Below are 20,936 nucleotides of genomic sequence, written 5' to 3' on the forward strand. Positions count from 1 at the left end.
GATTAGTACAGCGTCATGTATTGATCGCGTTCCCATTGATGAACTTGCGTGCGGTTTATGTTCTATATTGTCATATGGCTTCATAATGCAATTTAATCGGCGATAAATAAGCATTTTAAGTTTTATGATTGTCATTACATTTCATAACTTTTCAAACATCTGGGGGCATTTTGGGGGCGTACTTGGGGGCGCCCCCTTAATATTGAGTCCAGTAATCTGTATTGTTAATGGATGGCTTTGACTTCAGCTGCTCTTCCTCGTGTTCCCACCCCTGCAAAATCTTAATGGATTCAACCAAGCGCTTATCGTCCCATATAATGTACATCTGATCTTCCAGGCTGATCAGAGCCTTCTTTATATCCTGCTTGGTTCTCCCTGTTTTTATGACCAGTTCCTCCAATGAAGGTAACCGGCGTCGTCCGCTGGAATAGTTGTAAAGGATCCGTAATATTTTACGTTCTATATCCAAAAGCATTAATAAACCCTTCTTTTCAATTTACTTATCAAGTCTGACACAAAACCTTCATCGCTCTAGGTTTGCTTTCTTCCCGGTGGATATACCCCTTCTTTTCCAACTGGATCAATAAACTATGTGTTGTTGATGTCGAGGCAAACCCCATCAATATACTAAGTTCCTTCACAGTTGGTGGATATTGATGACTTTTGATGAAACCGTCTATTGCAACTAAAACTTCTCCCTGCCTCTTAGTTAAAGTTTCCAATGAAAATCCCTCCATTCTAGATGTTAATCACATCCTAATACAAACAAACGTTCTTATCAAGTCTTGAATTTTTTTACTGGTCAAGGATATAATAAAAACAAATGTTCGTATTTTCGTTTCGAGGTGAATAACATGAGGATAGAAATAACAACTACGGACGAGATACTTGTAAAACGATACATCATTTTCCCGTTAATTTTGTCTGCATACGAACGTGATCTACAGATCATTAATGGATCTGGATTATTTAAAACACCAGATGTTTATGGAGAGATAATCGAGGCTGGACAGAAAATAGTCACTGAGGAAATACACAGTATTAAAAAGGCATTTAAAACGCGTGGAATAAAAGTATACGAGGAAATACGAACTACCGAAGGCATACGAGCTGAATACCTGTGTCGGGGATATCACGGTAATATGATGCTATCATGGTCACTAATTAAGGCTGAGGCTGTTGTAATGATGCGTAAATACTTGGGGATGGATATATCGAGGTTCGAGAAGATTACGGCGCCGGAACAGTTCCGTAATAAGTATTAAAAAAGAGCCGTACATAAAGGTACAGTTCTCTTGAAGACAATTAATTGCAAATACGTTCTGTTAATTGCTTATAGAAGCTCAACACATCCTCTTCTTTGTTGAACTTCAAATCATACGCTTTGCCTCTGCTGATAATCGTAAGCTTATTTGTAAGAGCAAGCGCCTTATTCTCTAATTCAATGGTATCAATTCTCGAAAAAGGAATCGTCACAGTAACAAAGAGGGTATTACTGGCTGCTGTCCGATCCACAAAAATAACTCTCTTGTTAGTTAATGCTGCATAGTCTATCATTAATGCATGAACTGATATAATTGACTCACCATCAACCAGAAATTTATTTACATCTGCTTCATTGTCCTTTTTCGTACTACTGCTAAAAATCCCCATAAAAAAACACTCCTTTTATCATGTTAATAATTAGTTCAATAGAATTTATCATAATTCCTGCCCTATTGAAAGGATGTTATGTAATGAAATTCGGCATGAGGAAACCCAGTCTTAAGAAACGTATCTCTGCCCGGACCAGCGTAAAGAGACAAATCGTTCAGCGCTCCGGCCTTAAAATGCCCCGTGGGTATGGATGGATGAGGAATCCCAAAAAGGCAGCTTTCAACAAAGTTTACAACCGCACTACCTTTGATATTTTTAAACTGATAAAAAAGCTCATGAAATAATAAAAGGTCCTGCCAAGCAAGCAGGGCCTCTTTGCTTATTCCCAAGCGATTGGGATTTTGAAAGCAAAGGGAAATTCTTTAAATCGCATATTTGAATATGCAGTTTTCGCGCACGTAGAAATCATCGCCAATTTTCACAATGTAATCTGTAATTTGAATGATCTTCCCGCTGCCGATCATCTCTCGGCCCATAAACACGGCCACAGGGATCTCGTCCAACATTGCCGTATGGAAATGGATCAGGGAAGTCAGGGGCTTCATAAATCTGCTCATCCTATATCACCTCTCCCCGAAATATTACCATATTTTCGAATGAATATGTAAAACAAAAAAGACCGTCCAATCAGGACGGCCGGGAAGAGGAAAGCATGGGAAAAGGTGCTTATATCTACATTCTAGGTAATTGTGATCTAATTTATACTTTACAACAACATAAGAAGCTGTCTAAAGAAAATAAAGTATTAGACTGGATGTATTGAATTCGCGCGGTGTTTCGAATTTCAAAACCTTCAGGCTCTGAAAAATAAGTATTAGACTGACCCCCAGAAACGGAACAGCAGCAGTCATTGACGTGAAAATAAAAGTCCTAGACTGCTGCTTTTTTATTGAACTAACGTTCCCAGTTAGCTTAATCACTTTTTGATTCTACAGATGTAAAAAGGGTACTCCGGGAAACCATCATATAGATCCTTTTGTTCAATATGGTAAGTTGTAGCTCGTATGTACTGTTCTAACATTTCTACGGGGGTTCTTCTCAAGTTCGCCATAAACAGCAGGTATCCCCCATGTTTTAATAATCCAAAACACGAGTCTAAACAGCGCTTAAAGTCCTCTGTTTCGTTTATAGCGGAGCCGATTAAGGTAACAATATTAAATTCTTCTACGGGTAAATCCGAATCAAAAATACTTTTACACAAAACCTCTGAAGGGTTCGGATGTCCCTCTCTTCGCTGCCTATACTCGAAAATTTCGCAGATCCCCATGTCAATATCAATACTTGTTAATCTACCTCTTCCCTTTAACCAGTATCCTAGGTAATCATCCCAATCTCCAGTACCGATACCAACATTACAAACCCGCATTCCTTCAGTAACTGAAAATGCTTTTCTTACGTAATCCCTTGTTTTCAATTCTGTATGGATACATTGCGGGGATGAATTCCATTCACCAGCTTCAGGGCTTTTAAGTTCCAGGTAATAATCCAATAATTTTTCATCCATATTCATCCAATATATCACCGCTTTTATCCATTTTATTATTATGAATTCGATATATTTTGTAAAATGACCTTCCGAGTCATTTAAATTAACCTGCCCGTTAGCGCAACGCGGCTACCGATCCATGCCGGCAGCCGTGTTTTAATTAAGCTATAGTTCCCGTTAGCTTAATGATGTATTGGGTTTCAAACCAAAGGTGATCTCTTCTTGTTCCCAGATTTCAGATAAACCTGAAATCAAATCTAAATCGGTTGATTGGCTCTTCTAACAACCATACTTGAAATCCCCTCACTTATTGTCTTAATAAACTCTTGCAAGAATCTCTCATAACGTTCTCGTATCTACGAATCCGAGAGGATTAAGGGAGCGCTAGCGACCGGGTCCGACGGACTTAGCCTCATCAGGATTGTGATCTCGAAGCGTAGATATCGTGTTATAAGAAGTCAGTGCCTTCTTTGTATTACATAAGACATATATCCTTTAATTCATTCACTTAGTTTAATAAGGTACTTATTTTTTTCTTCTTTTTGAACAGTTAACTTAGTTCGGTCAACGCTTACTATTTCTTTAATTGGCAAAAAATCTATATCATAGCGGTCCAAAGTAATATCTAAGACAACTTTGTCATCATTTATAAATACTAGCTTATGATAAGTCTCATCTAGTAGTGGATACTCATCCAATCTTGACCTTTGATATAGGTATCCTAAATATGAATTCGCATTCGTCCACTTACTCCCTACTTCTTTTTCCATATATTCTCTGGGTAGGTACGGTTCAAATATATATAACTTCTCCCACTTAAAATTAGTTACTTCGTCCATTGTAAAAGTTTTCTTTTTATAAACTGTCGAGAACAATCTTTCTTTAAATTCATTGTAGTATTCATTACTTACATTGTATTTTAGATAACCAACATAACTAATAACAATTGGCGTTATTATGATAGTTAATACAAAGATAATAATCCAATATTTAAATCTTCCTTTCATATAACCTCCATTGTTCTACTCACTTGATAAATATGGTTTGCGGGGATTTCTTATAACGTTGTTGTATCTACGAACCCTGAAGGCTTAAAGGAGCGCATGCGACTGGGTGGCTTCGCCACTTAGCCTTGCAGGGTTGTCTGCTGATTTCTCTTCCTCGCAAATACATCTTGCAGATCAAGGGAGCGTCAGCGACCGCAGCGTGAATGGGTTGTTATCTGATGGATACGCCCTCTTCGAATCTCCGGAATACATTATTTAACATTATTTAACTTTATTTACATTTTTTAAACAATCATTTACCCTTATGTCCTTTATAGAATTCAGAGAATTAATAGTTTTTATTAGACTTTTCATAAATATAAATATCTAGTGCCTTGATACCTCGGTGAGCAAGTTTGATAAATAAAATCAAACAATAAATGCCTAGTCCTGCTAATACCAAGTAAAATAGAAAAAATAAGATTGGAATAAAACCGATTGACATTCCCACAGGCGAATCCATAAATTGATCTTCTCCTTTGTTTATATTATTCTTGTTGAGTATCTTTCAGATAACGTCTTATCCACGAACTTCGTAAATAATTCCGTATTTAGGGTATTCGCGAAACTTTTGAACTATCCTGCCCGTTAGTTGAGAAAAGGCATCCATCAAGAATCCGGATGCCTTCAAATGTCTTTATTGAGCTATTGTTCCCGTTAGTCATTCATGCAGCGCAAGACCAGCGCTGCACCACAGATTATGAAAATGGTTTTATCAGTCTATACTGCTCTTATGGCTGGCGAAGAAGGTCGATAAGCTATGGTGCCTTTGAGCCCAACCGTTAGTCTGACTCCGACCACCACGGTGCATCACAGATTGTCGCACCCTATATGGGTAGCACTTATAGGAGATTAATCCTTTTTGGTTGTTGCACCAGTCATGCCTTTTTTTGAAGTATCTTGATCTAGTTTTGGAACTACATAACCCTCTTCTTATTTGAAGGCTCAGCCTTTTTTTAAAACGATTTTTGCTGGGTCTAATTTTCTATTGTCTTTTTTCGGTTTTGAGCGGTTTTAATTTTCATAGGAGCTTAATTGCATAATGTCAAACGAAGCTCCTTCTGGATATAAGGAAATGAATTCTTCATCTTCATTCAAGTAGGCTATTTTAACATTTTCAAGCAGATTATTATTTGTTAGTACCTCAATTATTGCCCTTAATGCCTCATCGACATTAATAACATAGTTAATAATATTTGCAGTTCCACTGCCAATATCCCCACCATCGCAAGAACCATTTCCTGTCCAACCTAAACATTCATTCATTAAATCTTCAACAAAATGCCTTTTATTTAATGTTGCTTCCATTTCTCCTTCTTCATAGCTGTACTGTACAACAAGTTGAATCAGTTTATCTTCATCTAGAAATTCAAATCCATTATTCACCTTCTCTTTAGCTAATTTCTCCATCACCTTCTTTGCCTTTTGAATCAAAGATAAATTAATTTCTTCCGTCTCTCCTGTATCTCCAACCGTTCCAAAATGTACGATTAGGGTTTTTCCATCTTCCCAAACTTCCCAATACTGCAGTTTAGAGTCTTTTTTAATTAATTTAATCAATTCCAGTACCCCTTGTAAAAATAATTGTATTGTTATTAATTCTAACATTTATTAAATCTAATGATATCATTTACATTATTTCTCATTCCACTATCCTGCCCGTTAGCTGAATAAATAAAGATATTGATTCATGCGAGAACGTAACGGCATGTTTCAGGGCCATCACGTTTCGTGATGGCCCTGTCTTAGCTCTTACTTTATTGAACTACCTAAGTTAATCTTTCTGTAACATATAAGCCTTATATTCCAATCCAATTTTAATTCCAAACTTAAATGCAGCCTCGCCAAGACTATTGTCTCGTGGAGTTAATAATCTGATCAATTGAGGTTTTTCTTCGATAATAGTGAAGCCAGCTTTTTCAAATTTTTCTCTCCAGCTCAAATTATCTTCTCTGAAAATAAGCCAAGGTTCTCTTCCCCATTGTCTAAACACCTCAAGTACAGCATCTCGGTCTGTCCACATATTTTCGATTGCAAAAATATATCCACCATGCCTTAAAACACGATACGCTTCGTTAATGCCCTTCATTCCCTCATCACCAGCATAACGGATTGATGAAAAACCGAGATGACTTGTTATTACATCAACGGAATTCGAACGAATGGGCATCCGAGTTGCATCGAAAGATGCAAGGCTGATATTTGCGGTTGCATCTTGACTGGTTAGGAACCTTTCCCAGTTATATACAAGTGAAGAACAAGCATCGGTGGCCAAGAATTTTAAATCAGGATTTTTTGCGATAAGATCTGGTATAAGACCTAGATTGGGTCCACATGCTATATCCATGATTGGCAAATTTAAATCTGCAGCTTTCTGACAAAGAGAATGATAAACCTCATTTGGTGTTTCAACCTTCTTTTCTTTGCTTTCCCATCTCCTTAGGAAATGGCCCCCTTTTGTCCAAAGATCAATATCCTCCAGTGTAAATTGATCACCTTGATCATCACTTTCAAAGTAAGGCACCCCGTTTATTACTTTAAATTCGGTATCTGACGATATTAACAGACCACTCTCCCATAGCCCACCCTGGCGAGTACCAGAATATTTAAGATCGCTTTTATTGGTGGGATTGACAAAATAATCTTGAAAGCACTCCAACATATTTAAATACCTCCGTTCATTTATCATGATAGAGAATGTACGTTCGTTTGTAAAGAATATATTCCAGAAATTAACCGCGCTAAACTGCCCGTTAGTTTAACGCCATCGACCAGTCTACAACATTATTTTCACGGTCTAATACTTTATTTTTCAGTCTAATACTTTATTTTTTAAAGATAAGACCCTGCCAGCAAGTAGCCAGCAGGGTCTTATTTCATCCTTTTTCGATTTGCTGTAACTGCCGCTCAAGCTCAGCAATACGATCTGTGTTGCCAGCAATCAAGGTCAGGAAATTTTTCCTTAACCTGTTTACGATAATAGCCATTTCCTCACGGGTAACAGTCGCACCCGGTCTGGTTCCATCCACGTAGCCATTAGCTGTGGCTTCCTCCCATGCATCTGCCGCCCAAGGGCTCACTTTATTGATATCACTTGTCGTATCTGTCATTTTAACATCATCCTTTCCGGATTGTTTATTACAGTACCTGGACCGCAACTGCTCTACCGTTCCGTCAAACTCATTAAGGTCAACATTACCATTGATGCCTGGTACCTTACGGATACCATTCGGCAGCGAATCGCCTACACCACCGTCGCTGTATTGCCAAAACTCCCAACGCTTCCACCCGGACGCATCCACTGGCGCTACGGTATGATAGCGTGCGATCCAAAGCGGATAGTCCGTAAGACCGCTAAAATTGCCTATAAATGACGGGTACGTGTATAGCATAGGGAGAGTACATGTCAAGTGCTGGATCTCCTCTAAAAAGGCCTTGGCAATGGATGTAATCGTCGCTGATGTTAATTTGTTTTTATTGCTCTCGTAGTCAAGGACAAACGGCAAGTCAAACACGTCTGGACCACCGGCCGTCTGAATTACTTTGTTAAACGACTGTGCTGCTGTCCGGGCCTTGTCCACTGTTGTAACAGAATCATCAAGGTAATGGTAAGCCCCAACCAGCAGTCCTGCTGCCTTGGCTCCATTAACGTTTTCAATAAACTTTGGATCCATGTTATTTTGAGTGGCCTTTATAAAAACGAATGATATTCCGGCAGCTGCAACCTTAGGCCAATCAATAACGCCCTGATGATGCGATACATCAATCCCCTGTGCGTTTCCTTTACTCCGACTTTGCATTGTCGTCACTCCCTCTTGTTTGTTTGTTTTACTAGTTGGTTTCCGTACACGGCAAACGCTCCAGCCAGCACGCCCTGAATAAGCGACTCTGGCCCGAATCCGAGCATCCAAACCGTGATTAGCACCGCAACAATCGTAACGGCATACACAATGGTCCAGTCAGGCACATGCGGTGTTTGCTTAAGAATGAAGCCAATCACCCAGCAAAGCGCGACAACAAAAAGCAATCTAGCATCGATAAGTCCGTAAATAGTATTCCAATCCACTGTAATCATCCTCTCAATATATTATTCTTCCAACCGGTCAATCCGCTTGTGCGCTTGCTTGGCCGACTCCTCGACCCGTGTCACTCGCTCCGATAGATCATCTACCTTTTGTCCCTGGATACGTAAATCAACCTTAATATCATCAACACCACGCTTGATGTACTCAACGTCTGTATGCAGCGATGCACCTGCACCAGCTTCTTGGGCTACATCTTTTCTCACTGTCCTAGATCTTCCGAGCCAGCCCAGTGCAATACCGCTGATAGCCGAGACCAAGGCAACCATAGCCCCCAAATCCATGCCCATTCCCCCTTTGTGTCTCAATAAAAAGAAGCCCCCGGATCGGATCCTAAGGCATAAAAAATACGCCTATGCGGCGTTCGTCACTGCTGCGTATAATCGTCCAAATGTGACTTTATTTATTCGGCTAGGTATCCCAGTCCGCTTTCTTCCAATATTTCTTTCACTCCCGGCTGAAGAGTAGTAGGAACTTCACTAAACTTGGTTTTATCCAAGATTACTCGCTGCGCGAAAAACATTGCCATCATATCACCATCACCTCCATTCATGAGAATCCAATAAAAAAAGCGGCGGATCATTGATAAACTTGCTGTGCCATCTCAGCAATACAGTCCTCAATAAAGTCCGCACGGTCGGAGAGAGCTGTGTTTTGAGCTTTAAGGAGTGCATTTTCAGACTCCATACGAGCCATGTTATCCTTGATCTTTTCGATCTCGGTAGGTTCATCGATTGTTTGGACGTACTTGATGATTACCTTCTGGGCTACATGGTCATAGTAATAGTTGAATCGGATACCAGTTTCATCTTTAGGCATCTCATCAACCATTATTTGACCATCTGTGGGTTCGACAGGACGATCCGGAGTATAAAACCCTGAGATAAGCTCCGTCCCGTCAGCCTCTACTAATCCTGACAGTGTTAGAATAATCATGGAATTCCCCCTTTTAAATTGTAAAGTATGTCCCGATTATAGTAACTCTAGAGCTTCCGCTCGATACCCCGCCCCAACAAGATACTTTGAGTTTAAACGGTTTGTCTAACCCTTCGTTATCGAAAGCGATAGGGAAATTAGCCGTAGTTCCGTTAGCCAATTGGAACGTTCGAGAAACCCTATCCACATACATAGCGCTTAAATATGCTGTAGAACCCGAATATGCTGCGATAGTATCATATCTACGCCCTAGAGAATCCTCAATTTCGATAATGGTAGCCGTTGAAGAATTTCGTCCTTCGAGGTAACAATTTGAAGCGTTTCTTGCTGCAAATAGAAACTTTCTCGTGCCGCCTGGCAATGTTACCAAATCCAGATAAGAAGTTGTGTTTGGATCTGCATACATTAAAACGGCGTTTATATTCAATGTACCTTCTCCACCGGACGGCAACGCTAGAATCGCATTATTCAGCTCACCCCATGACATACTTCCGGACGCGTTTCCTCCCTTGGCGTTAACCGCGCCCGCAACGCCGTTTTTAGCGTCAACGCCAGATTGAAAAAGGTCTGCAGACCAAGGACCCCATACCCCATTTTGCATGACCCGCGTAAAAAATCCGCTGTAATAAAAAGGGTACGCCTTTTGGATTGCGTATAGATCCCCGTTTGTATGCTCCAGCACCTCAATGTACCACCAATCAGTAGCTGTGGGTGCGTTCACTAAGCTAGATCCGTTGTAAAACCCGTTTTTTATAACTGTGTTTAGATTCGTGCCATTCGGGAGCAGGATACACTTCCCGTCATCGGCGGTGACTTTTACTTTTTGCCAAGGCTTAACATCCACGTAATTTTTAGCATTTGTCTCTGCTGCGTTTGCCTTAGACTGAGCTCCTGCCGGTGTTTCCGCAGCGTCCGCTTTTGCCTGTGCATTCGCTGCTGCTGTTACGCCTTCACTTCCACGGTCATAAGCTGCCTTCACAGCCTTCGGAGTCGCTGCCATGTTCTCGGACGTACTATTTGTTGCACTGGAAAGTTGAGTAATACCCTTTTGCGTTAGAGAGGCATCCGGAACCTTCGCTCCGGCCACGGCATCATCAACATACTGCTTGTCTGCCGCCTTATTACGCAGCTCTTCAATCGCTTTAAATGTTCGGTTCAAAAGCCAATTCCACCAGCCAGCAGGAGGCTTGTCCTCCACTTCCCAGCCGGTCTGCTTCTTGGAATCTGGTGGTTCGATACCTTCAGCGTGCCACTCGGGCAGCTTTTCTGTAAATGCCATCGTGTCATACCCTCCTATATTGGCAATGTATAGTCATGGCCCGGTACGTATACTTCGCCCAGCGTGCCGCCGGTCGTCATATCCGGATCGGCTAGCCCTGTCGCCCCTGTTTCTAACTCCCCATATTTCGAAGCTAACTGAAATGTCCCGGCCAGTTCGATTTGTGCAACCCGTACGCCAGCCGCCACCGTCTTTTGTATGATCTGTCCAAACTGCATAGGCGACATGCCTACCTCGTTCAGACGTTTTATTGGGACCCGAATAAGGGATAATGCAGCTGGCTCCGGATCAACCGGGTCGTTGAACTTAGGCTGAATCCGAATGTCGCTATAATCGCAATTTAAAGCAAGAGCCAGGACGCGAATAATTGTGTTAATGTCGGTTTGCGATAGGTTTCGAGCAATTTTGGACTTCAACAAAACCCGGTAAACCTCGTCCGTAGCCGCACCACGCGGTTGAATAATGTTATGCCCGATCATATCCAGCGTGGTCCCTTTGGCCTTGTCGATGTTGCGCCACTCCCTGACAGTTTCCAGTGTGTCTCCGACTTCTTGCAGCTGACCATAAAGAATACCTATCAGCTTGCCTATGTTGGAATTTGGATCCTTATTGAAAAAATCCATAAACCGCCCGAGCATATCCTTCATGCTAAACATGACTGGACACCTCAATGTGGTCCGCTGTCGTTTGTGCAACCTGGTATGGGGCGATTTCGACGTTCTGGCTTTGCATGTCCTGGGCGCTACTGCCAACCGTAAACGCGACGTCTTCCACGCCATCCACTAAATATACAGCGCTGATCAAACGGGTGAATACAACGGGCGCACCCATGGACAATCCGTTATAATAGCTTCCTGCGGCGTCCTCGCCGCCAATGTACCGGATAATGGCGTTCCGGATCAAATCATCACCGTCTACTGGATATCTGTCATTTTTAGTGACCTCGACATGTACGTAAATCGGGACCTCTTCGGCGTGGCTGAATTTGATCGTGTGCGGATAACCGCCTAAATCTAAAACTTCCTTGCTGACATCCCCATAGGTTTCAATCCCGCCGGACTGCTTCGCGAAAATTGTTTCGGCCACTTCCTGATCGTCACCGCCCAAGACGTAGACTTGTATGGACTTTGGCGGCCGACCAGCCACATCAACCACCATGGTGTTATTTTCGATCACCGCCGCCGCCCTGACCTTATCCAAACGAAGCAATGCTCCCCGAATGGCATCCAGGGAGGCCGATCCTCCCCCGGCTACCGACAACTCGAAGCGAGAACGAAACTCCGGGTCCGTCTCTTTCTCACGGCCTCCGGTGATTCTGTCTGGATTGGAAACTGCCGTCACATCTGGATTAGGGTTCACGATGATATTGATCAGTCCAGCGGCGACATTCCCAGATTGTCCCGGTTCAATTGCTTCAATTTTTACCAGAACCATTCCGTCTGCCTCGATCGTAAAATCCTCAAATGTTTCGTATTGAACTCCGGATTTAGTGGCTACACGAAAGCCAGCTGCTTCGGTATGGCCTGGGGTACCAATAATTTTGACAACACCTGCAGCGTACTGGTCTAAAATACGAGTGATCCCTACATTTGGCCCAAGCCGGTCAAGGTTGTTCCCAGCGGCTGTTGGAATGTATGCGCTGTTGTATACGTCCTCGGCAACGGCCCACAGCTTCGCCATAAACCAAACAAAGATACGCAGCAGAATGCCAAAGAAAGACCGTTCTGAAGTGTTTACCTTCTCACCGAATACTTCCTTAGCCTTGTCTTCGGCTTCCGCAAACAGATCATCAAACCGTTTACGCTGAAAGCCTTTTTCAGTCAGCACCTATTTTCACCTCTTTCTGAATCACTTCGCCGGTGTTTGCCGTAGCTTTAAAGGTAATTTCCTGAACTCGTTCCGCTTTGTCCTGCTTAAGAATAACCTCATCCACTCTTACGATTCGGTTATCTTGCAAAAGTCCCCGGGCGATTTCATCCCTCATTTGCTCCTGATTGAGGTTCTTTCCAAGGAATAAGCCGAAATCAATGCCAATTCCCGGGTTTAAAAACCACTCCCCTGTATTCGTCCCGAGCGCGATCTCAGCGCATTGTGCCAGCTCCAACTCACCTTCGATCATGACCAAATCACCTGTGCTGTCGAAGACCAAATCTCCGTCCTCTAATTTGAAAGACTGCATCCAAGCACCCCCAAAATAACAGCATCATTCGTATCGTGCTGCCGTGCTGTGCTCACTGCTGCCACCGAACCCGTTAACGCGTTTTTGATCTCTTGATCCGCACAAACCACAAAGACAATGTCGCCTTGCTTCAAGTCCGGTTTGTACACTTGCGGCTCGCCGCCATTGATAATGTAGCGCTGGGCAATCACCTGCGCGCTCTGGATCATGGCGGGAGCGTCTGAGGTGGTTTTGATCAACGGCTGCACGTCAGCCGTACACTTACCGGCGTTAAAAGAGACAACCTTGCAGAAGAACCCCACATGAAGGTCACTGAATATTTTTTCATAGAATCCGTTCAAAATTGCCGACATGCTGCCCGCCGGATCCGTCCTCATAAAATCGCCTCCACTTCCGTTATGAAGTCACCTGTACGGCTGAAGGTATGGGAGCCGCCGCGTACATGCACCCGACCTTTAAACTGGGAGCATTCTAGGTCAATGACCGATGCCGTTGTTACTCGATGTTGCAGCTGCATTTTGATATTAAATCCTTTCGTGGCCCCGTCTTCGAAACGTCCCGGCGTGCCGATCAAGCCCGTGTCCTTGTTCAACTTAAAGACCGAATCCCCGCCGCGCCGCAAGTTACGGATATACAGCTTATTTTTATTGATATATACCGATGTGCCGCAGTCCTTGCAAACCTTCGAAATGATCTCAGTTACCTGACCCTTGGCCGTATAACCGTCCTGGTATCTGTAGTCCTGATTTAGCTCCATTTGAGCAATCGGGAGGCCAATGTATCCGGCCATCTGCTTGATGATCTGGCTTGCCAGAGTGCCTTTAGTGTAGGCTATTTCCTTTACCTCTCGTTTGGATATGTCCTCGCTGTCCAGGACATTGATTAACGTAATTTTGTCCACGCCTTGCCATGTAGTTGATACTTTAGAGATATAGCCATGCAGCAGAAGGCCGACATCCCCTTTATATCCGGAGTTCAGCATCAAGATTTCCCCGCGCTTGATGTTGTTAATGGTCTTGTCTGACAGGTTCCAGATTTTAATTTCCGATTCGTTCGGGAGTGGGTCGTTATCGAATGGAACCTTGCCCTCAATGTTGTAAAACTCACTCGTAAACTTCATGTTTGATGTCATGACTTCGATGACACGTCCAAAATTATTCACTCTCGTCACCTTCAATCACAAACAAAAAGACGCTCTCATTGAGCGTCTGCCAATTCACTTCACTTTGTTGTTCGGATTCATCGTATGGGACGATGGGGACTTTTGGAAATCGGTTATCCTGCACATCATAGAATAAGGGCATGCCATAGATCATCTTTTCCCCAACGGCCAGCACCTCACCGTTCTTCTCCAAATTGACCGTGAAGAAATCATAATCCTCATTGTAATGGACCTCAAAGGTGAACATCTCGTCATCCAAAGAAATATCAAACCGGTAAGGAACCAGGTCCTTTTCGATTTCAATGAATTCGTAATCCATTTCCCCACCTACTTATCAAGCCCACGGGCTTCCTTTCTTGAATTTCACCTTTTTGACAGGTTCTTTCTTACTTGATGTCTTCTTACTTGATGTCTTCTTACTTGATGATTTCTTCCCCTTCGTTTTTGTATCCTTAGACTTTGTTTTTTTATTGGATTTTGTCTGCTTCACGCCACTGTTTATGATCTTTGCCGCCTGGGCTTTTACTGGCGTAGGCAATTTACTGATATATGATGATGTAGCTAACCGCACCTCAGTAAGTGTAAAGGAAAAGGTGAAGCCATCGGCGGTCTGGTAACTACGTTCAGTGGATAGCCCACTAATCAAACCGCTAAATGCCATTCGCCCGATGTATTTCACGATTTTTCCGGTATCTGAAGCATGGACTAAATATTCATGGATCTCAGCAGCCTTTGGCCCCGATACCTCTCCATTTAATGCAAGAGTTCGAGCCTTACGCTGCACATGATCAATCATATCAATGTCTTTCTCCACTGGCTGGCTCGTGATGTCTACATCAAAGTTTGGAGTTTCTTTTTCAATCCAAATGTATTTGCCGTCTATCGTTGACATTACTGCACCACCTCCGGCGCTTGTAGACCCATCCGTCGCATAGCCTCATCGATAACCTGCTGCAGTACAGCCCGAACCTCTTGGGATACGTCAGCGGCGACTGTAGCACTTGATGCATCGGCTCTAAGGTCAATGTTGACCTTGATATCCATTTCACCCGTTGTTTGCCCAGCGGCCACTCTTGCAGGCGGTAGCGCCTTTGCTGGTGACGTGCTTGGAGCTGCAACGATTTCATCTGCCAATCCGGAAGACGCTGCGGAAACTCGGTCCTGTGTGCCGTCAATACCGCGGGCCAAGCCCTCACCAGTATAAAAACCAAGTTCCATCATTACACGGGAAGGTGAGTGAATACCGAGTATGCTTTTTACCTTGTCGGTAATGCTGTTCCCGATTTCTTTCACTTTATCAACAACAGCATTTGCCATGGAACCAATGCCGTTAACCAAACCTTCAATGATGTTCTTGCCGATGTCGAATAGGTTAATTCCCTTCAGAAATCCCGTGATTTGATTCCATATCGTCGTGATTTTAGTCCAGATGCTTGTAACCGATGTTGAAACACTGTTGACAATACCGGTCCAAATGGCTTTCATGCTATTCCAGATCCCCGAAAAGACGGATACTGTGATGGATCTAACTTGACCCCAACAATTGGTAATCATAGAAACGACCCATATAACCGGAGCGATGAGTACGGATAAAATAGTAGCTCCCCATGTGCGAAAAAATTCCACAATGCTGTTGAAAATGTTGACGACCCACGTTTTAAAGCTGTTCCAAACATTTACCAGCCAGGTACTTACAGCGCCCCAGTTTTTAAATACTAAAATAACACCAGCTATAGCAGCCGCAACCAATAAGGCTATCCCAATTATCGGAAGCCATGGCGCAATTACCGCCCAACTAGCTCGAGCTGCAGCCCACTGCGCTTGTGTCATCGCCTTAATGACTGGTATGAGTTTTATTCCAATGACAACAGCAAAACCACCAAGCGCCGGGACGATAACATCGATATTGTCAGCCAAGAATTTAAAACTGTCCGAAACAGTTGATATTCCTTTAGCCAAACCATCAACTAATGCACCGCCTACTTGTTGCAGTTGTGGCCCTGATTTCTCCAACCACTGTGAAAATTTAGTCAAATAAGGCAGTAGCTTTTCGCCTATTGGTATGAGTAGGTTCGTTTGAAGTTGCCTTCCTATTCGGGCTGCCGCCTCCCCCGGGGTATTGAACTTGATTTGGTTTAATTGCCCCATGGAATCTTTGGTCATGTCGAATTGGCTTCTGACTGATCCCATGGCCGTAATTGTTTTGGCCTCCAAGTCCTCAAACTGAGAGCCCATCAAGGCGACTCCAATCGCATTTCGTTGCACTGGGTCTTCGATATCACCAATCATCTGCATAATTTGCTGGAATGCCTGTTTTGCCTGCGGCCCTCCGGATGCAAAGGTATTCATCATTTTATCAGCATTCAAGCCCAACATTTCAAATGCTTGAATGGTTGTTTTGGATCCGTCCTTCGACCGAATATTGAATTCCTTTACTGCATCCCCAACTTTGTCCAGGTTAAAGGCGCCATTTTGAGATCCGGCAGCCAACGTATCAAACATTTCATTCGCATTGAAACCCAACGACTTAAATTGGTTAGCGTATTCGTTAGCTGTATCCATCAGATCACCAGATTTGTCCAAACCATTTTGAGCACCTTGGGCAAGCAAGCTCATGGCCTGATCACTTGTAATACCAAACTGCTTCATCATGGTATCTGAAGTCTTTACGGATTCAACTACCTCAAAGCCGAACGCATCTCTTAGCAACAAGGCGTCTTGAGTCGTTTGTTTCAAGGCATCGCCCTGTTGCCCCGTTATCTGAGCTGTCGTGGTAATAGCTTGGCTCAAATCGCTCCAGTTTTCACCGAAATTCTGGCTGTACAGGTCTGTGGCTATGGCTTTTGTTGCCTCCATTTGCTCATTCGTCGCACCGGTTGCCATCTGTACATGAGACATTGACTTTTCAAAACTTGCCGCTGCACCGGTTGCTGCCATGGCGAAGCCGCCCAAGGCAATGCCCGCCGCCGCACCAAAAGCTACTACTTTATTTTGAAGGCTGTCCATCTGCTTCTGAGCCCTCGATAGGGCACTTGTACCGACTTTAAAGCCCACGGCAAACATGAGATTGCCTATGATGCCACCGGCCATATAAATATCACCTCACAATACAAAATGAGCGCCGCTATGGGCGCTCATTCTTTATTCTTGCCTTTACTCATCTCACGTTTCTGCTGCTTAATATGGATGTCAAGCGCCGCGTTAGCCTCGGCTATGTCGTCATCATCCATCCGATCTAAGTCAGCATAGGAGATATTCATGTCCGACAGCAGCAGCCGCCAGTATTGCCAGCGTTCTTTAGCCCTCTTCTGGGCTTCCTTCTTGCTGATCATCGTCTTCGCCCTCCTGCTCATCCTGGCCAGTTACAAAGGCATAGGCGGCATTGATGACTTCTGAGTATTCGCTGTAATCCTTAAAGTCTTCGATCTTCATTTTCGGTGAAACAACGATGAATTTCAGCACTTCTTCGGAAAGTCGTTCCTCCGATACTACGCCATGCTTGTTCTTGCTGGCGTCGTTAATTTTGGAGACCTTACGTACTCCAGGATGCTGGAATGTGTACTCGTTCCCCGCTTTGGATGTGTATGATTTTTGATTGAACATGGTTTATCGTCTCCCTTTGATTAAATAATGGTATGGTCAAGCATTTGGATTTCGTATTCGCGGTCCTCGGCTTCGTTGCCGTATGTTCGCGTGGCTGGCTTTTTCACAAAAGCTCGAGTCGATGTGATACTTTCTTTCGGCTCGCCATTGTATATGACGGACACAGGAACTTCCTCACCAGTTACAGCCAGCTTGTCCAGATAGGCCACCTGCGGGCTGGAGGATAGCAATGTTAACGTCAAAGTTGCCAGTGGATTATTTACCTTGCTGGTAATGACATCGCCTTGTGCGCCGACCTTTGCCGTTTTGTTGTCCTCATCCTTTTCCCATTCGGCCAAGTCCTCGGAAAATCCAGTGATAAATACGCCGCCTACCGTGACGGTAAGGTCCATTGGATCGTATTGCATGGTATATTAGCCTCCTTACAGCTTAATTACGCCTTTTATTTTGGTTTTATGGATGGCTCCCGCCAGTTCAAACGTGAACGTACCACCGTTGTATTCGCGCTTTTCTCGGTCCAGTGGATCAACTTGTGAACGGGTTTTAAATGCGGTACTGTAAATCGGCAGCCCGTCATCATCGTGAGCGATCATACCGTTGTTGTCAGACATCTTTAGGACCGTTTTAACCTCTGCCTCAATTTGGGCAATGCCGTTGTTATCGAAGCTCACTTTGTTGCTGCGGTTAAAGAGCTTTTGAACCTTGTTCGTGACCTGCTGAATGATGTAATCCTGCGATTGGATGATGTCGATGTATTCTCCTGAAATGGTTTTGCCTTCGCTGGTTACTGGATCCCCAGCCTTCACGATATAGGTGTTGCCATTGGATGCTTCGATTTGGGACAACTCTGAATTCGTAAGCTCCAGCGGTACAATCCCATTCAGCGTTTTAAACTTCCATGTCAAGCTTCCCGGAGGCGCAGAACCAGCCCGGCCAACCCAAGCTGCTTCAGGATAGTTATCAGGGTTATTATGATAGAGTACAGCTGTCCTTTTGTACTTGTTGGCAAAGATTTTCCCAAGGTCTTCGAGGCTACTGGTACTCGCCAAGAACAGACGGCTATCATCTGCTTCAACAGCATCCGCAATCGCCGTAATGTTGGTTAGTACGCTGCTTGTAGACAACAGATAGTAAAAATCCTTGCTGAAGACAGTTGGCAGGAAATCTGCCAGAACATCCCCGGTCTTGTACAACATCACCGCAATGGACTCCGGCGAATTATCGCCCTGGTTAAACAAAGCGAATGCCGCCTTGTAAACCTCTGAGTTTGCCGCATGGTCCTCTTTAACAGCCTCCAAATCGTTATAAACCTTGTAATCCTGTCCGGCTGCACTCGAACCGATGATCAGCGGTTTTCCCATCCCTACAATCGGCGTAGGCCGCTGAATCTCGATGATGACTTGAACATCGCTATTGTTCAATTTGTTCAACTCCTTTTGATATTTGCTTTTTCAATCGGTATAAATTCCTGTTCCGTAGTATCTGTGGTCCTCAGCTCGATATCAAAACCCATGCGTCGCTCCCATTCGGGGCCAATATTGATATCTCGGTTTTCAACATTACCGATAGACGTGACAATCACATCTATATCCTTCAACGCCTCGCGACCGGCTGTCTTAAACCAGTCCCGAGCCCGCATAGCATTTACGGTGCTTGTCACGTTATCATCTGCATACGACAAAAAAGAGACAGTCAATTTTACCGTCTCTTGCAGTACCTGTTTGCCGTTGTTTTGGGATACCATGATTCGCCCGCTGGAAGATTCTTCGTTCGGGAATAGGTTATACACCAGGAACGCCGTTTTAGGCATGTCTGCGCCGCCGTTCATATTGATTACGGCCAGCTGCAAAGCGATCTTCAACCCTTGGACCCAAACTTTACGGATATCATTGTACGGGATCATTGGCGATCACCTTTTTCAGTACATATTTGTTGATATCGTTGTATTCGCGTACTTCTGGATTATCGACGATGTATTGAACTCCCTGATATTCAATCAGGTCTCCTGCATCGTGTTTTGATATTGTATACAGTGCTTTATCCTCAGCTGTATACCTCCCTCCTTCTGCCTGTGTAAGCTTGGCATCTAGTGGCTGAATGTGCCCTCGAAGGGTGGTCCGCTTCGAATCAGCATTAACTCCATCACCGTATTCATCATGTCCGCTTGAAGCCCCAGGGCGAACAGAAATGTACGGACGAAAATACTTTCGCATCATCCCTGCAAATTGAAATATTCTCATGCCTGTCACCTCTTCCGAACGACAACAAATTTAAGCGAGTCACGAAGTTTCTTTTCTTGAGCCACCAAAATTTTGTTATTTCCTTTTCTCTTGGCATAGATCGGATTAAGAGGCGGCTGCCTGATCTTATCAAAATTTTGGAGTGTTTTTTTCAGCCCTGTTTGTCCAACTTTTTCGAGCAAACCTTGGGCCGTTTCATTCTTCAGTACAATTTCATTTACTCCGGCCTTGACCAGCTTGGAAATGGCAGCCTGCGCCTTCCGTTTACCGCCGCCAATGGGAGAACGTGCCGGAATGCCGGCTTTCACCGAACCAAACTCGTGAATAGCCGCAATCTTGGCAGTTTCAGTGTCACCAGAAGCACCAATATGGACCTCATACTTGGTTAACTCTTCAAGCTTTTTGAGTATGCCCGGCAAGTAAGTGGTCTCTGTGACCTCTACATTGGCCCGTTTGGTACGTCTTCTTGTTGCTTTAGGCATTTAAACCACCTCACAGACGAATCAGAGCTTTAACCGCTGCTGGCAGACCATCCCCATCGTCTTTATAATTGACCGAGATATCGCCGACACGCTCAGACGTGACTCCTGGTGTCCGCATTAACATTTGCGCGTAAAGAATACAGGCCAGTGAAATGTTTTCGGGCAGCGTAGCAGATTCGGCGTCCATCTCGTCGCTCGGAAGAATGTAACCCGCCATATATTCCACCTCAATACTGCGCGTCCCAGAAGGCCATCCAGTACGTCTGAATAGCATGCCGTTTTCCGTTTCAATGACATAGGACTCTTGAGCCTGCTCATGACCGTTCAACTTCAGCATTGAAACGGATTGGATTGGGAAGTTACGGAGTCGGAGGAACTGAGTTCCAGATCCGTCCAGCGTCTGCTGGTATTGCTTGTATTCAAAACTCCGGTTCACTTCTCGTTCAATGGATGCTGATGCTGCTTTTAGCGCCGCAATAATTAGAGGGTCCTGGGACTTATCATCATCCGGGATCCCCATGAATTGTTTTGCGGTATTAAGAGTTGCCAGCATCTTTGCCACCATCTGGATCCTGGGCAGCCGCTTCTTTCGCTGCATCAATTTCCGCTTTAGTCGCTTCCTTGCCGATCACATCAGCTGCCTCCAGTCGTTCGGCATGCTCTTCATCCGCTTCAAAAATTGATCCGGCAAGGATCGTTTCACCTGTTTCCTTATCGATAAAAGCATTGGTCACATAATAGTGCTTTGTTTTTTCGGCCATTCGCTTCACTCTCTTTCTAATTTG

35 protein-coding genes are annotated in these 20,936 nt (G+C 44.0%); 3 read left to right on the forward strand and 32 right to left on the reverse strand.

What is annotated here, in order from left to right; translation table 11 throughout:
* Nucleotides 1-196 precede the first annotated feature (196 nt).
* Both MUG84_RS26395 and MUG84_RS26400 read right to left on the reverse strand, forming a co-directional pair.
* Nucleotides 197-475, reverse strand: a complete 279-nt coding sequence (locus MUG84_RS26395; RefSeq protein WP_244731150.1) for a hypothetical protein — start codon at nucleotides 473-475, stop codon at nucleotides 197-199.
* Nucleotides 476-503: 28 nt separating this feature from the next.
* Nucleotides 504-722 (reverse strand): LexA family protein, encoded by a 219-nt coding sequence (locus MUG84_RS26400; protein WP_244731151.1) that lies wholly within the window; start codon nucleotides 720-722, stop codon nucleotides 504-506.
* A gap of 132 nt (nucleotides 723-854) precedes the next feature.
* On the opposite strand from MUG84_RS26400, the gene MUG84_RS26405 reads away from it, so the two are divergent.
* Nucleotides 855-1,265: a YhjD family protein gene (locus tag MUG84_RS26405; RefSeq protein ID WP_244731152.1), complete on the forward strand. Its 411-nt coding sequence runs from the start codon at nucleotides 855-857 to the stop codon at nucleotides 1,263-1,265.
* A gap of 40 nt (nucleotides 1,266-1,305) precedes the next feature.
* On the opposite strand, the gene MUG84_RS26410 is transcribed toward MUG84_RS26405, so the two are convergent.
* The gene (locus MUG84_RS26410) at nucleotides 1,306-1,653 is read right to left on the reverse strand and encodes a PH domain-containing protein (protein ID WP_244731153.1); all 348 of its coding nucleotides are present in this window, start codon (nucleotides 1,651-1,653) and stop codon (nucleotides 1,306-1,308) included.
* Nucleotides 1,654-1,736: 83 nt separating this feature from the next.
* Here MUG84_RS26410 and MUG84_RS26415 point away from each other — a divergent pair, with 83 nt between their 5' ends.
* Nucleotides 1,737-1,940, forward strand: a complete 204-nt coding sequence (locus MUG84_RS26415) for a hypothetical protein (protein WP_244731154.1) — start codon at nucleotides 1,737-1,739, stop codon at nucleotides 1,938-1,940.
* 78 nt (nucleotides 1,941-2,018) lie between these two features.
* Here MUG84_RS26415 and MUG84_RS26420 read toward each other — a convergent pair whose 3' ends face one another.
* The 3 genes from MUG84_RS26420 to MUG84_RS26430 all read right to left on the reverse strand — a co-directional run bounded on the left by MUG84_RS26420 (nucleotide 2,019) and on the right by MUG84_RS26430 (nucleotide 4,149).
* Nucleotides 2,019-2,213 carry a hypothetical protein gene (locus tag MUG84_RS26420; RefSeq protein WP_244731155.1) on the reverse strand — a complete coding sequence of 65 codons (195 nt, stop codon included), beginning with the start codon at nucleotides 2,211-2,213 and terminating at the stop codon, nucleotides 2,019-2,021.
* Between the two features lie 359 nt (nucleotides 2,214-2,572).
* Nucleotides 2,573-3,166 (reverse strand): class I SAM-dependent methyltransferase, encoded by a 594-nt coding sequence (locus tag MUG84_RS26425; RefSeq protein WP_244731156.1) that lies wholly within the window; start codon nucleotides 3,164-3,166, stop codon nucleotides 2,573-2,575.
* A 476-nt stretch (nucleotides 3,167-3,642) separates the two neighbouring features.
* On the reverse strand, nucleotides 3,643-4,149 hold the full coding sequence (locus MUG84_RS26430) for a hypothetical protein (RefSeq protein ID WP_244731157.1): 507 nt from the start codon (nucleotides 4,147-4,149) through the stop codon (nucleotides 3,643-3,645).
* Between the two features lie 106 nt (nucleotides 4,150-4,255).
* Here MUG84_RS26430 and MUG84_RS26435 point away from each other — a divergent pair, with 106 nt between their 5' ends.
* Nucleotides 4,256-4,408 (forward strand): hypothetical protein, encoded by a 153-nt coding sequence (locus tag MUG84_RS26435; RefSeq protein WP_244731158.1) that lies wholly within the window; start codon nucleotides 4,256-4,258, stop codon nucleotides 4,406-4,408.
* 69 nt (nucleotides 4,409-4,477) lie between these two features.
* On the opposite strand, the gene MUG84_RS26440 is transcribed toward MUG84_RS26435, so the two are convergent.
* The 26 genes from MUG84_RS26440 to MUG84_RS26560 form a co-directional block, all read right to left on the reverse strand.
* The gene (locus MUG84_RS26440) at nucleotides 4,478-4,651 is read right to left on the reverse strand and encodes a hypothetical protein (RefSeq protein ID WP_244731159.1); all 174 of its coding nucleotides are present in this window, start codon (nucleotides 4,649-4,651) and stop codon (nucleotides 4,478-4,480) included.
* 551 nt (nucleotides 4,652-5,202) lie between these two features.
* Nucleotides 5,203-5,748 (reverse strand): WGR domain-containing protein, encoded by a 546-nt coding sequence (locus tag MUG84_RS26445; protein WP_244731160.1) that lies wholly within the window; start codon nucleotides 5,746-5,748, stop codon nucleotides 5,203-5,205.
* 214 nt (nucleotides 5,749-5,962) lie between these two features.
* The gene (locus tag MUG84_RS26450) at nucleotides 5,963-6,850 is read right to left on the reverse strand and encodes a class I SAM-dependent methyltransferase (protein ID WP_244731161.1); all 888 of its coding nucleotides are present in this window, start codon (nucleotides 6,848-6,850) and stop codon (nucleotides 5,963-5,965) included.
* 214 nt (nucleotides 6,851-7,064) lie between these two features.
* Nucleotides 7,065-7,988, reverse strand: coding sequence for a glycoside hydrolase family 25 protein (locus tag MUG84_RS26455; protein ID WP_244731162.1), 924 nt, complete (start codon nucleotides 7,986-7,988; stop codon nucleotides 7,065-7,067).
* Nucleotides 7,989-7,993: 5 nt separating this feature from the next.
* Complete coding sequence (locus MUG84_RS26460; RefSeq protein WP_244731163.1) at nucleotides 7,994-8,254, reverse strand: phage holin family protein; 261 nt, start codon at nucleotides 8,252-8,254, stop codon at nucleotides 7,994-7,996.
* A 21-nt stretch (nucleotides 8,255-8,275) separates the two neighbouring features.
* Entirely contained in the window at nucleotides 8,276-8,554 is a 279-nt protein-coding gene (locus tag MUG84_RS26465; protein ID WP_244731164.1) for a hemolysin XhlA family protein, read from the reverse strand.
* A gap of 119 nt (nucleotides 8,555-8,673) precedes the next feature.
* Nucleotides 8,674-8,802 (reverse strand): hypothetical protein, encoded by a 129-nt coding sequence (locus MUG84_RS27395; RefSeq protein ID WP_280521521.1) that lies wholly within the window; start codon nucleotides 8,800-8,802, stop codon nucleotides 8,674-8,676.
* 47 nt (nucleotides 8,803-8,849) lie between these two features.
* Nucleotides 8,850-9,206, reverse strand: coding sequence for a hypothetical protein (locus MUG84_RS26470; RefSeq protein ID WP_244731165.1), 357 nt, complete (start codon nucleotides 9,204-9,206; stop codon nucleotides 8,850-8,852).
* A gap of 13 nt (nucleotides 9,207-9,219) precedes the next feature.
* Nucleotides 9,220-10,485: a pyocin knob domain-containing protein gene (locus tag MUG84_RS26475; RefSeq protein ID WP_244731166.1), complete on the reverse strand. Its 1,266-nt coding sequence runs from the start codon at nucleotides 10,483-10,485 to the stop codon at nucleotides 9,220-9,222.
* 14 nt (nucleotides 10,486-10,499) lie between these two features.
* Complete coding sequence (locus MUG84_RS26480) at nucleotides 10,500-11,141, reverse strand: hypothetical protein (protein ID WP_244731167.1); 642 nt, start codon at nucleotides 11,139-11,141, stop codon at nucleotides 10,500-10,502.
* On the reverse strand, nucleotides 11,134-12,312 hold the full coding sequence (locus MUG84_RS26485) for a baseplate J/gp47 family protein (RefSeq protein WP_244731168.1): 1,179 nt from the start codon (nucleotides 12,310-12,312) through the stop codon (nucleotides 11,134-11,136). The genes MUG84_RS26480 and MUG84_RS26485 overlap by 8 nt, the downstream gene beginning before the upstream one ends.
* The gene (locus tag MUG84_RS26490) at nucleotides 12,302-12,664 is read right to left on the reverse strand and encodes a DUF2634 domain-containing protein (protein ID WP_244731169.1); all 363 of its coding nucleotides are present in this window, start codon (nucleotides 12,662-12,664) and stop codon (nucleotides 12,302-12,304) included. The genes MUG84_RS26485 and MUG84_RS26490 overlap by 11 nt, the downstream gene beginning before the upstream one ends.
* Nucleotides 12,646-13,041: a Gp138 family membrane-puncturing spike protein gene (locus tag MUG84_RS26495; protein ID WP_244731170.1), complete on the reverse strand. Its 396-nt coding sequence runs from the start codon at nucleotides 13,039-13,041 to the stop codon at nucleotides 12,646-12,648. The genes MUG84_RS26490 and MUG84_RS26495 overlap by 19 nt, the downstream gene beginning before the upstream one ends.
* Nucleotides 13,038-13,826, reverse strand: a complete 789-nt coding sequence (locus MUG84_RS26500; protein ID WP_244731171.1) for a phage protein — start codon at nucleotides 13,824-13,826, stop codon at nucleotides 13,038-13,040. The genes MUG84_RS26495 and MUG84_RS26500 overlap by 4 nt, the downstream gene beginning before the upstream one ends.
* Nucleotides 13,819-14,145 carry a phage baseplate plug family protein gene (locus MUG84_RS26505; protein WP_244731172.1) on the reverse strand — a complete coding sequence of 109 codons (327 nt, stop codon included), beginning with the start codon at nucleotides 14,143-14,145 and terminating at the stop codon, nucleotides 13,819-13,821. Before MUG84_RS26505 ends, MUG84_RS26500 begins: the two co-directional genes overlap by 8 nt.
* 15 nt (nucleotides 14,146-14,160) lie before the next feature.
* A complete protein-coding gene (locus MUG84_RS26510) occupies nucleotides 14,161-14,718 on the reverse strand; it encodes a phage baseplate protein (protein ID WP_244731173.1) in 558 nt (185 codons plus the stop codon).
* Nucleotides 14,718-16,916, reverse strand: a complete 2,199-nt coding sequence (locus tag MUG84_RS26515; RefSeq protein WP_244731174.1) for a phage tail tape measure protein — start codon at nucleotides 16,914-16,916, stop codon at nucleotides 14,718-14,720. Before MUG84_RS26515 ends, MUG84_RS26510 begins: the two co-directional genes overlap by 1 nt.
* A 44-nt stretch (nucleotides 16,917-16,960) precedes the next feature.
* On the reverse strand, nucleotides 16,961-17,158 hold the full coding sequence (locus MUG84_RS26520) for a hypothetical protein (RefSeq protein ID WP_244731175.1): 198 nt from the start codon (nucleotides 17,156-17,158) through the stop codon (nucleotides 16,961-16,963).
* Nucleotides 17,124-17,429, reverse strand: a complete 306-nt coding sequence (locus MUG84_RS26525) for a hypothetical protein (RefSeq protein ID WP_244731176.1) — start codon at nucleotides 17,427-17,429, stop codon at nucleotides 17,124-17,126. Before MUG84_RS26525 ends, MUG84_RS26520 begins: the two co-directional genes overlap by 35 nt.
* A gap of 20 nt (nucleotides 17,430-17,449) precedes the next feature.
* Nucleotides 17,450-17,836 carry a phage structural protein gene (locus tag MUG84_RS26530; protein ID WP_244731177.1) on the reverse strand — a complete coding sequence of 129 codons (387 nt, stop codon included), beginning with the start codon at nucleotides 17,834-17,836 and terminating at the stop codon, nucleotides 17,450-17,452.
* 15 nt (nucleotides 17,837-17,851) lie between these two features.
* On the reverse strand, nucleotides 17,852-18,850 hold the full coding sequence (locus MUG84_RS26535) for a DUF3383 family protein (protein ID WP_244731178.1): 999 nt from the start codon (nucleotides 18,848-18,850) through the stop codon (nucleotides 17,852-17,854).
* A 5-nt stretch (nucleotides 18,851-18,855) separates the two neighbouring features.
* Nucleotides 18,856-19,332, reverse strand: a complete 477-nt coding sequence (locus MUG84_RS26540) for a phage neck terminator protein (protein WP_244731179.1) — start codon at nucleotides 19,330-19,332, stop codon at nucleotides 18,856-18,858.
* Nucleotides 19,316-19,669 carry a hypothetical protein gene (locus MUG84_RS26545; protein WP_244731180.1) on the reverse strand — a complete coding sequence of 118 codons (354 nt, stop codon included), beginning with the start codon at nucleotides 19,667-19,669 and terminating at the stop codon, nucleotides 19,316-19,318. Before MUG84_RS26545 ends, MUG84_RS26540 begins: the two co-directional genes overlap by 17 nt.
* Nucleotides 19,670-19,674: 5 nt before the next feature.
* Complete coding sequence (locus tag MUG84_RS26550) at nucleotides 19,675-20,151, reverse strand: hypothetical protein (RefSeq protein WP_244731181.1); 477 nt, start codon at nucleotides 20,149-20,151, stop codon at nucleotides 19,675-19,677.
* 10 nt (nucleotides 20,152-20,161) lie between these two features.
* Nucleotides 20,162-20,704, reverse strand: coding sequence for a head-tail connector protein (locus tag MUG84_RS26555; RefSeq protein ID WP_244731182.1), 543 nt, complete (start codon nucleotides 20,702-20,704; stop codon nucleotides 20,162-20,164).
* Nucleotides 20,688-20,912, reverse strand: a complete 225-nt coding sequence (locus tag MUG84_RS26560) for a hypothetical protein (RefSeq protein ID WP_244731183.1) — start codon at nucleotides 20,910-20,912, stop codon at nucleotides 20,688-20,690. The genes MUG84_RS26555 and MUG84_RS26560 overlap by 17 nt, the downstream gene beginning before the upstream one ends.
* Between the last annotated feature and the right edge of the window lie 24 nt (nucleotides 20,913-20,936).

Origin of the sequence: Paenibacillus mangrovi, from assembly GCF_022898935.1 — a bacterium.
Classification (GTDB): domain Bacteria; phylum Bacillota; class Bacilli; order Paenibacillales; family Paenibacillaceae; genus Paenibacillus_AQ; species Paenibacillus_AQ mangrovi.

Coding starts and splice junctions, on each gene's coding strand:
- MUG84_RS26495 (WP_244731170.1), bottom strand. CDS start 13,041: ATGAGGACGGATCCGGCGGGCAGCATGTCGGCAATTTTGAACGGATTC.
- MUG84_RS26405 (WP_244731152.1), top strand. CDS start 855: ATGAGGATAGAAATAACAACTACGGACGAGATACTTGTAAAACGATAC.
- MUG84_RS26415 (WP_244731154.1), top strand. CDS start 1,737: ATGAAATTCGGCATGAGGAAACCCAGTCTTAAGAAACGTATCTCTGCC.
- MUG84_RS26440 (WP_244731159.1), bottom strand. CDS start 4,651: ATGGATTCGCCTGTGGGAATGTCAATCGGTTTTATTCCAATCTTATTT.
- MUG84_RS26430 (WP_244731157.1), bottom strand. CDS start 4,149: ATGAAAGGAAGATTTAAATATTGGATTATTATCTTTGTATTAACTATC.
- MUG84_RS26395 (WP_244731150.1), bottom strand. CDS start 475: ATGCTTTTGGATATAGAACGTAAAATATTACGGATCCTTTACAACTAT.
- MUG84_RS26410 (WP_244731153.1), bottom strand. CDS start 1,653: ATGGGGATTTTTAGCAGTAGTACGAAAAAGGACAATGAAGCAGATGTA.
- MUG84_RS26505 (WP_244731172.1), bottom strand. CDS start 14,145: ATGGATTACGAATTCATTGAAATCGAAAAGGACCTGGTTCCTTACCGG.
- MUG84_RS26540 (WP_244731179.1), bottom strand. CDS start 19,332: ATGATCCCGTACAATGATATCCGTAAAGTTTGGGTCCAAGGGTTGAAG.
- MUG84_RS26520 (WP_244731175.1), bottom strand. CDS start 17,158: ATGATCAGCAAGAAGGAAGCCCAGAAGAGGGCTAAAGAACGCTGGCAA.
- MUG84_RS26450 (WP_244731161.1), bottom strand. CDS start 6,850: ATGTTGGAGTGCTTTCAAGATTATTTTGTCAATCCCACCAATAAAAGC.
- MUG84_RS26530 (WP_244731177.1), bottom strand. CDS start 17,836: ATGCAATACGATCCAATGGACCTTACCGTCACGGTAGGCGGCGTATTT.
- MUG84_RS26560 (WP_244731183.1), bottom strand. CDS start 20,912: ATGGCCGAAAAAACAAAGCACTATTATGTGACCAATGCTTTTATCGAT.
- MUG84_RS26525 (WP_244731176.1), bottom strand. CDS start 17,429: ATGTTCAATCAAAAATCATACACATCCAAAGCGGGGAACGAGTACACA.
- MUG84_RS26470 (WP_244731165.1), bottom strand. CDS start 9,206: ATGATTATTCTAACACTGTCAGGATTAGTAGAGGCTGACGGGACGGAG.
- MUG84_RS26475 (WP_244731166.1), bottom strand. CDS start 10,485: ATGGCATTTACAGAAAAGCTGCCCGAGTGGCACGCTGAAGGTATCGAA.
- MUG84_RS26550 (WP_244731181.1), bottom strand. CDS start 20,151: ATGCCTAAAGCAACAAGAAGACGTACCAAACGGGCCAATGTAGAGGTC.
- MUG84_RS26420 (WP_244731155.1), bottom strand. CDS start 2,213: ATGAGCAGATTTATGAAGCCCCTGACTTCCCTGATCCATTTCCATACG.
- MUG84_RS26515 (WP_244731174.1), bottom strand. CDS start 16,916: ATGGCCGGTGGCATCATAGGCAATCTCATGTTTGCCGTGGGCTTTAAA.
- MUG84_RS26425 (WP_244731156.1), bottom strand. CDS start 3,166: ATGAATATGGATGAAAAATTATTGGATTATTACCTGGAACTTAAAAGC.
- MUG84_RS26555 (WP_244731182.1), bottom strand. CDS start 20,704: ATGCTGGCAACTCTTAATACCGCAAAACAATTCATGGGGATCCCGGAT.
- MUG84_RS26490 (WP_244731169.1), bottom strand. CDS start 12,664: ATGCAGTCTTTCAAATTAGAGGACGGAGATTTGGTCTTCGACAGCACA.
- MUG84_RS27395 (WP_280521521.1), bottom strand. CDS start 8,802: ATGATGGCAATGTTTTTCGCGCAGCGAGTAATCTTGGATAAAACCAAG.
- MUG84_RS26510 (WP_244731173.1), bottom strand. CDS start 14,718: ATGTCAACGATAGACGGCAAATACATTTGGATTGAAAAAGAAACTCCA.
- MUG84_RS26465 (WP_244731164.1), bottom strand. CDS start 8,554: ATGGATTTGGGGGCTATGGTTGCCTTGGTCTCGGCTATCAGCGGTATT.
- MUG84_RS26545 (WP_244731180.1), bottom strand. CDS start 19,669: ATGAGAATATTTCAATTTGCAGGGATGATGCGAAAGTATTTTCGTCCG.
- MUG84_RS26480 (WP_244731167.1), bottom strand. CDS start 11,141: ATGTTTAGCATGAAGGATATGCTCGGGCGGTTTATGGATTTTTTCAAT.
- MUG84_RS26455 (WP_244731162.1), bottom strand. CDS start 7,988: ATGCAAAGTCGGAGTAAAGGAAACGCACAGGGGATTGATGTATCGCAT.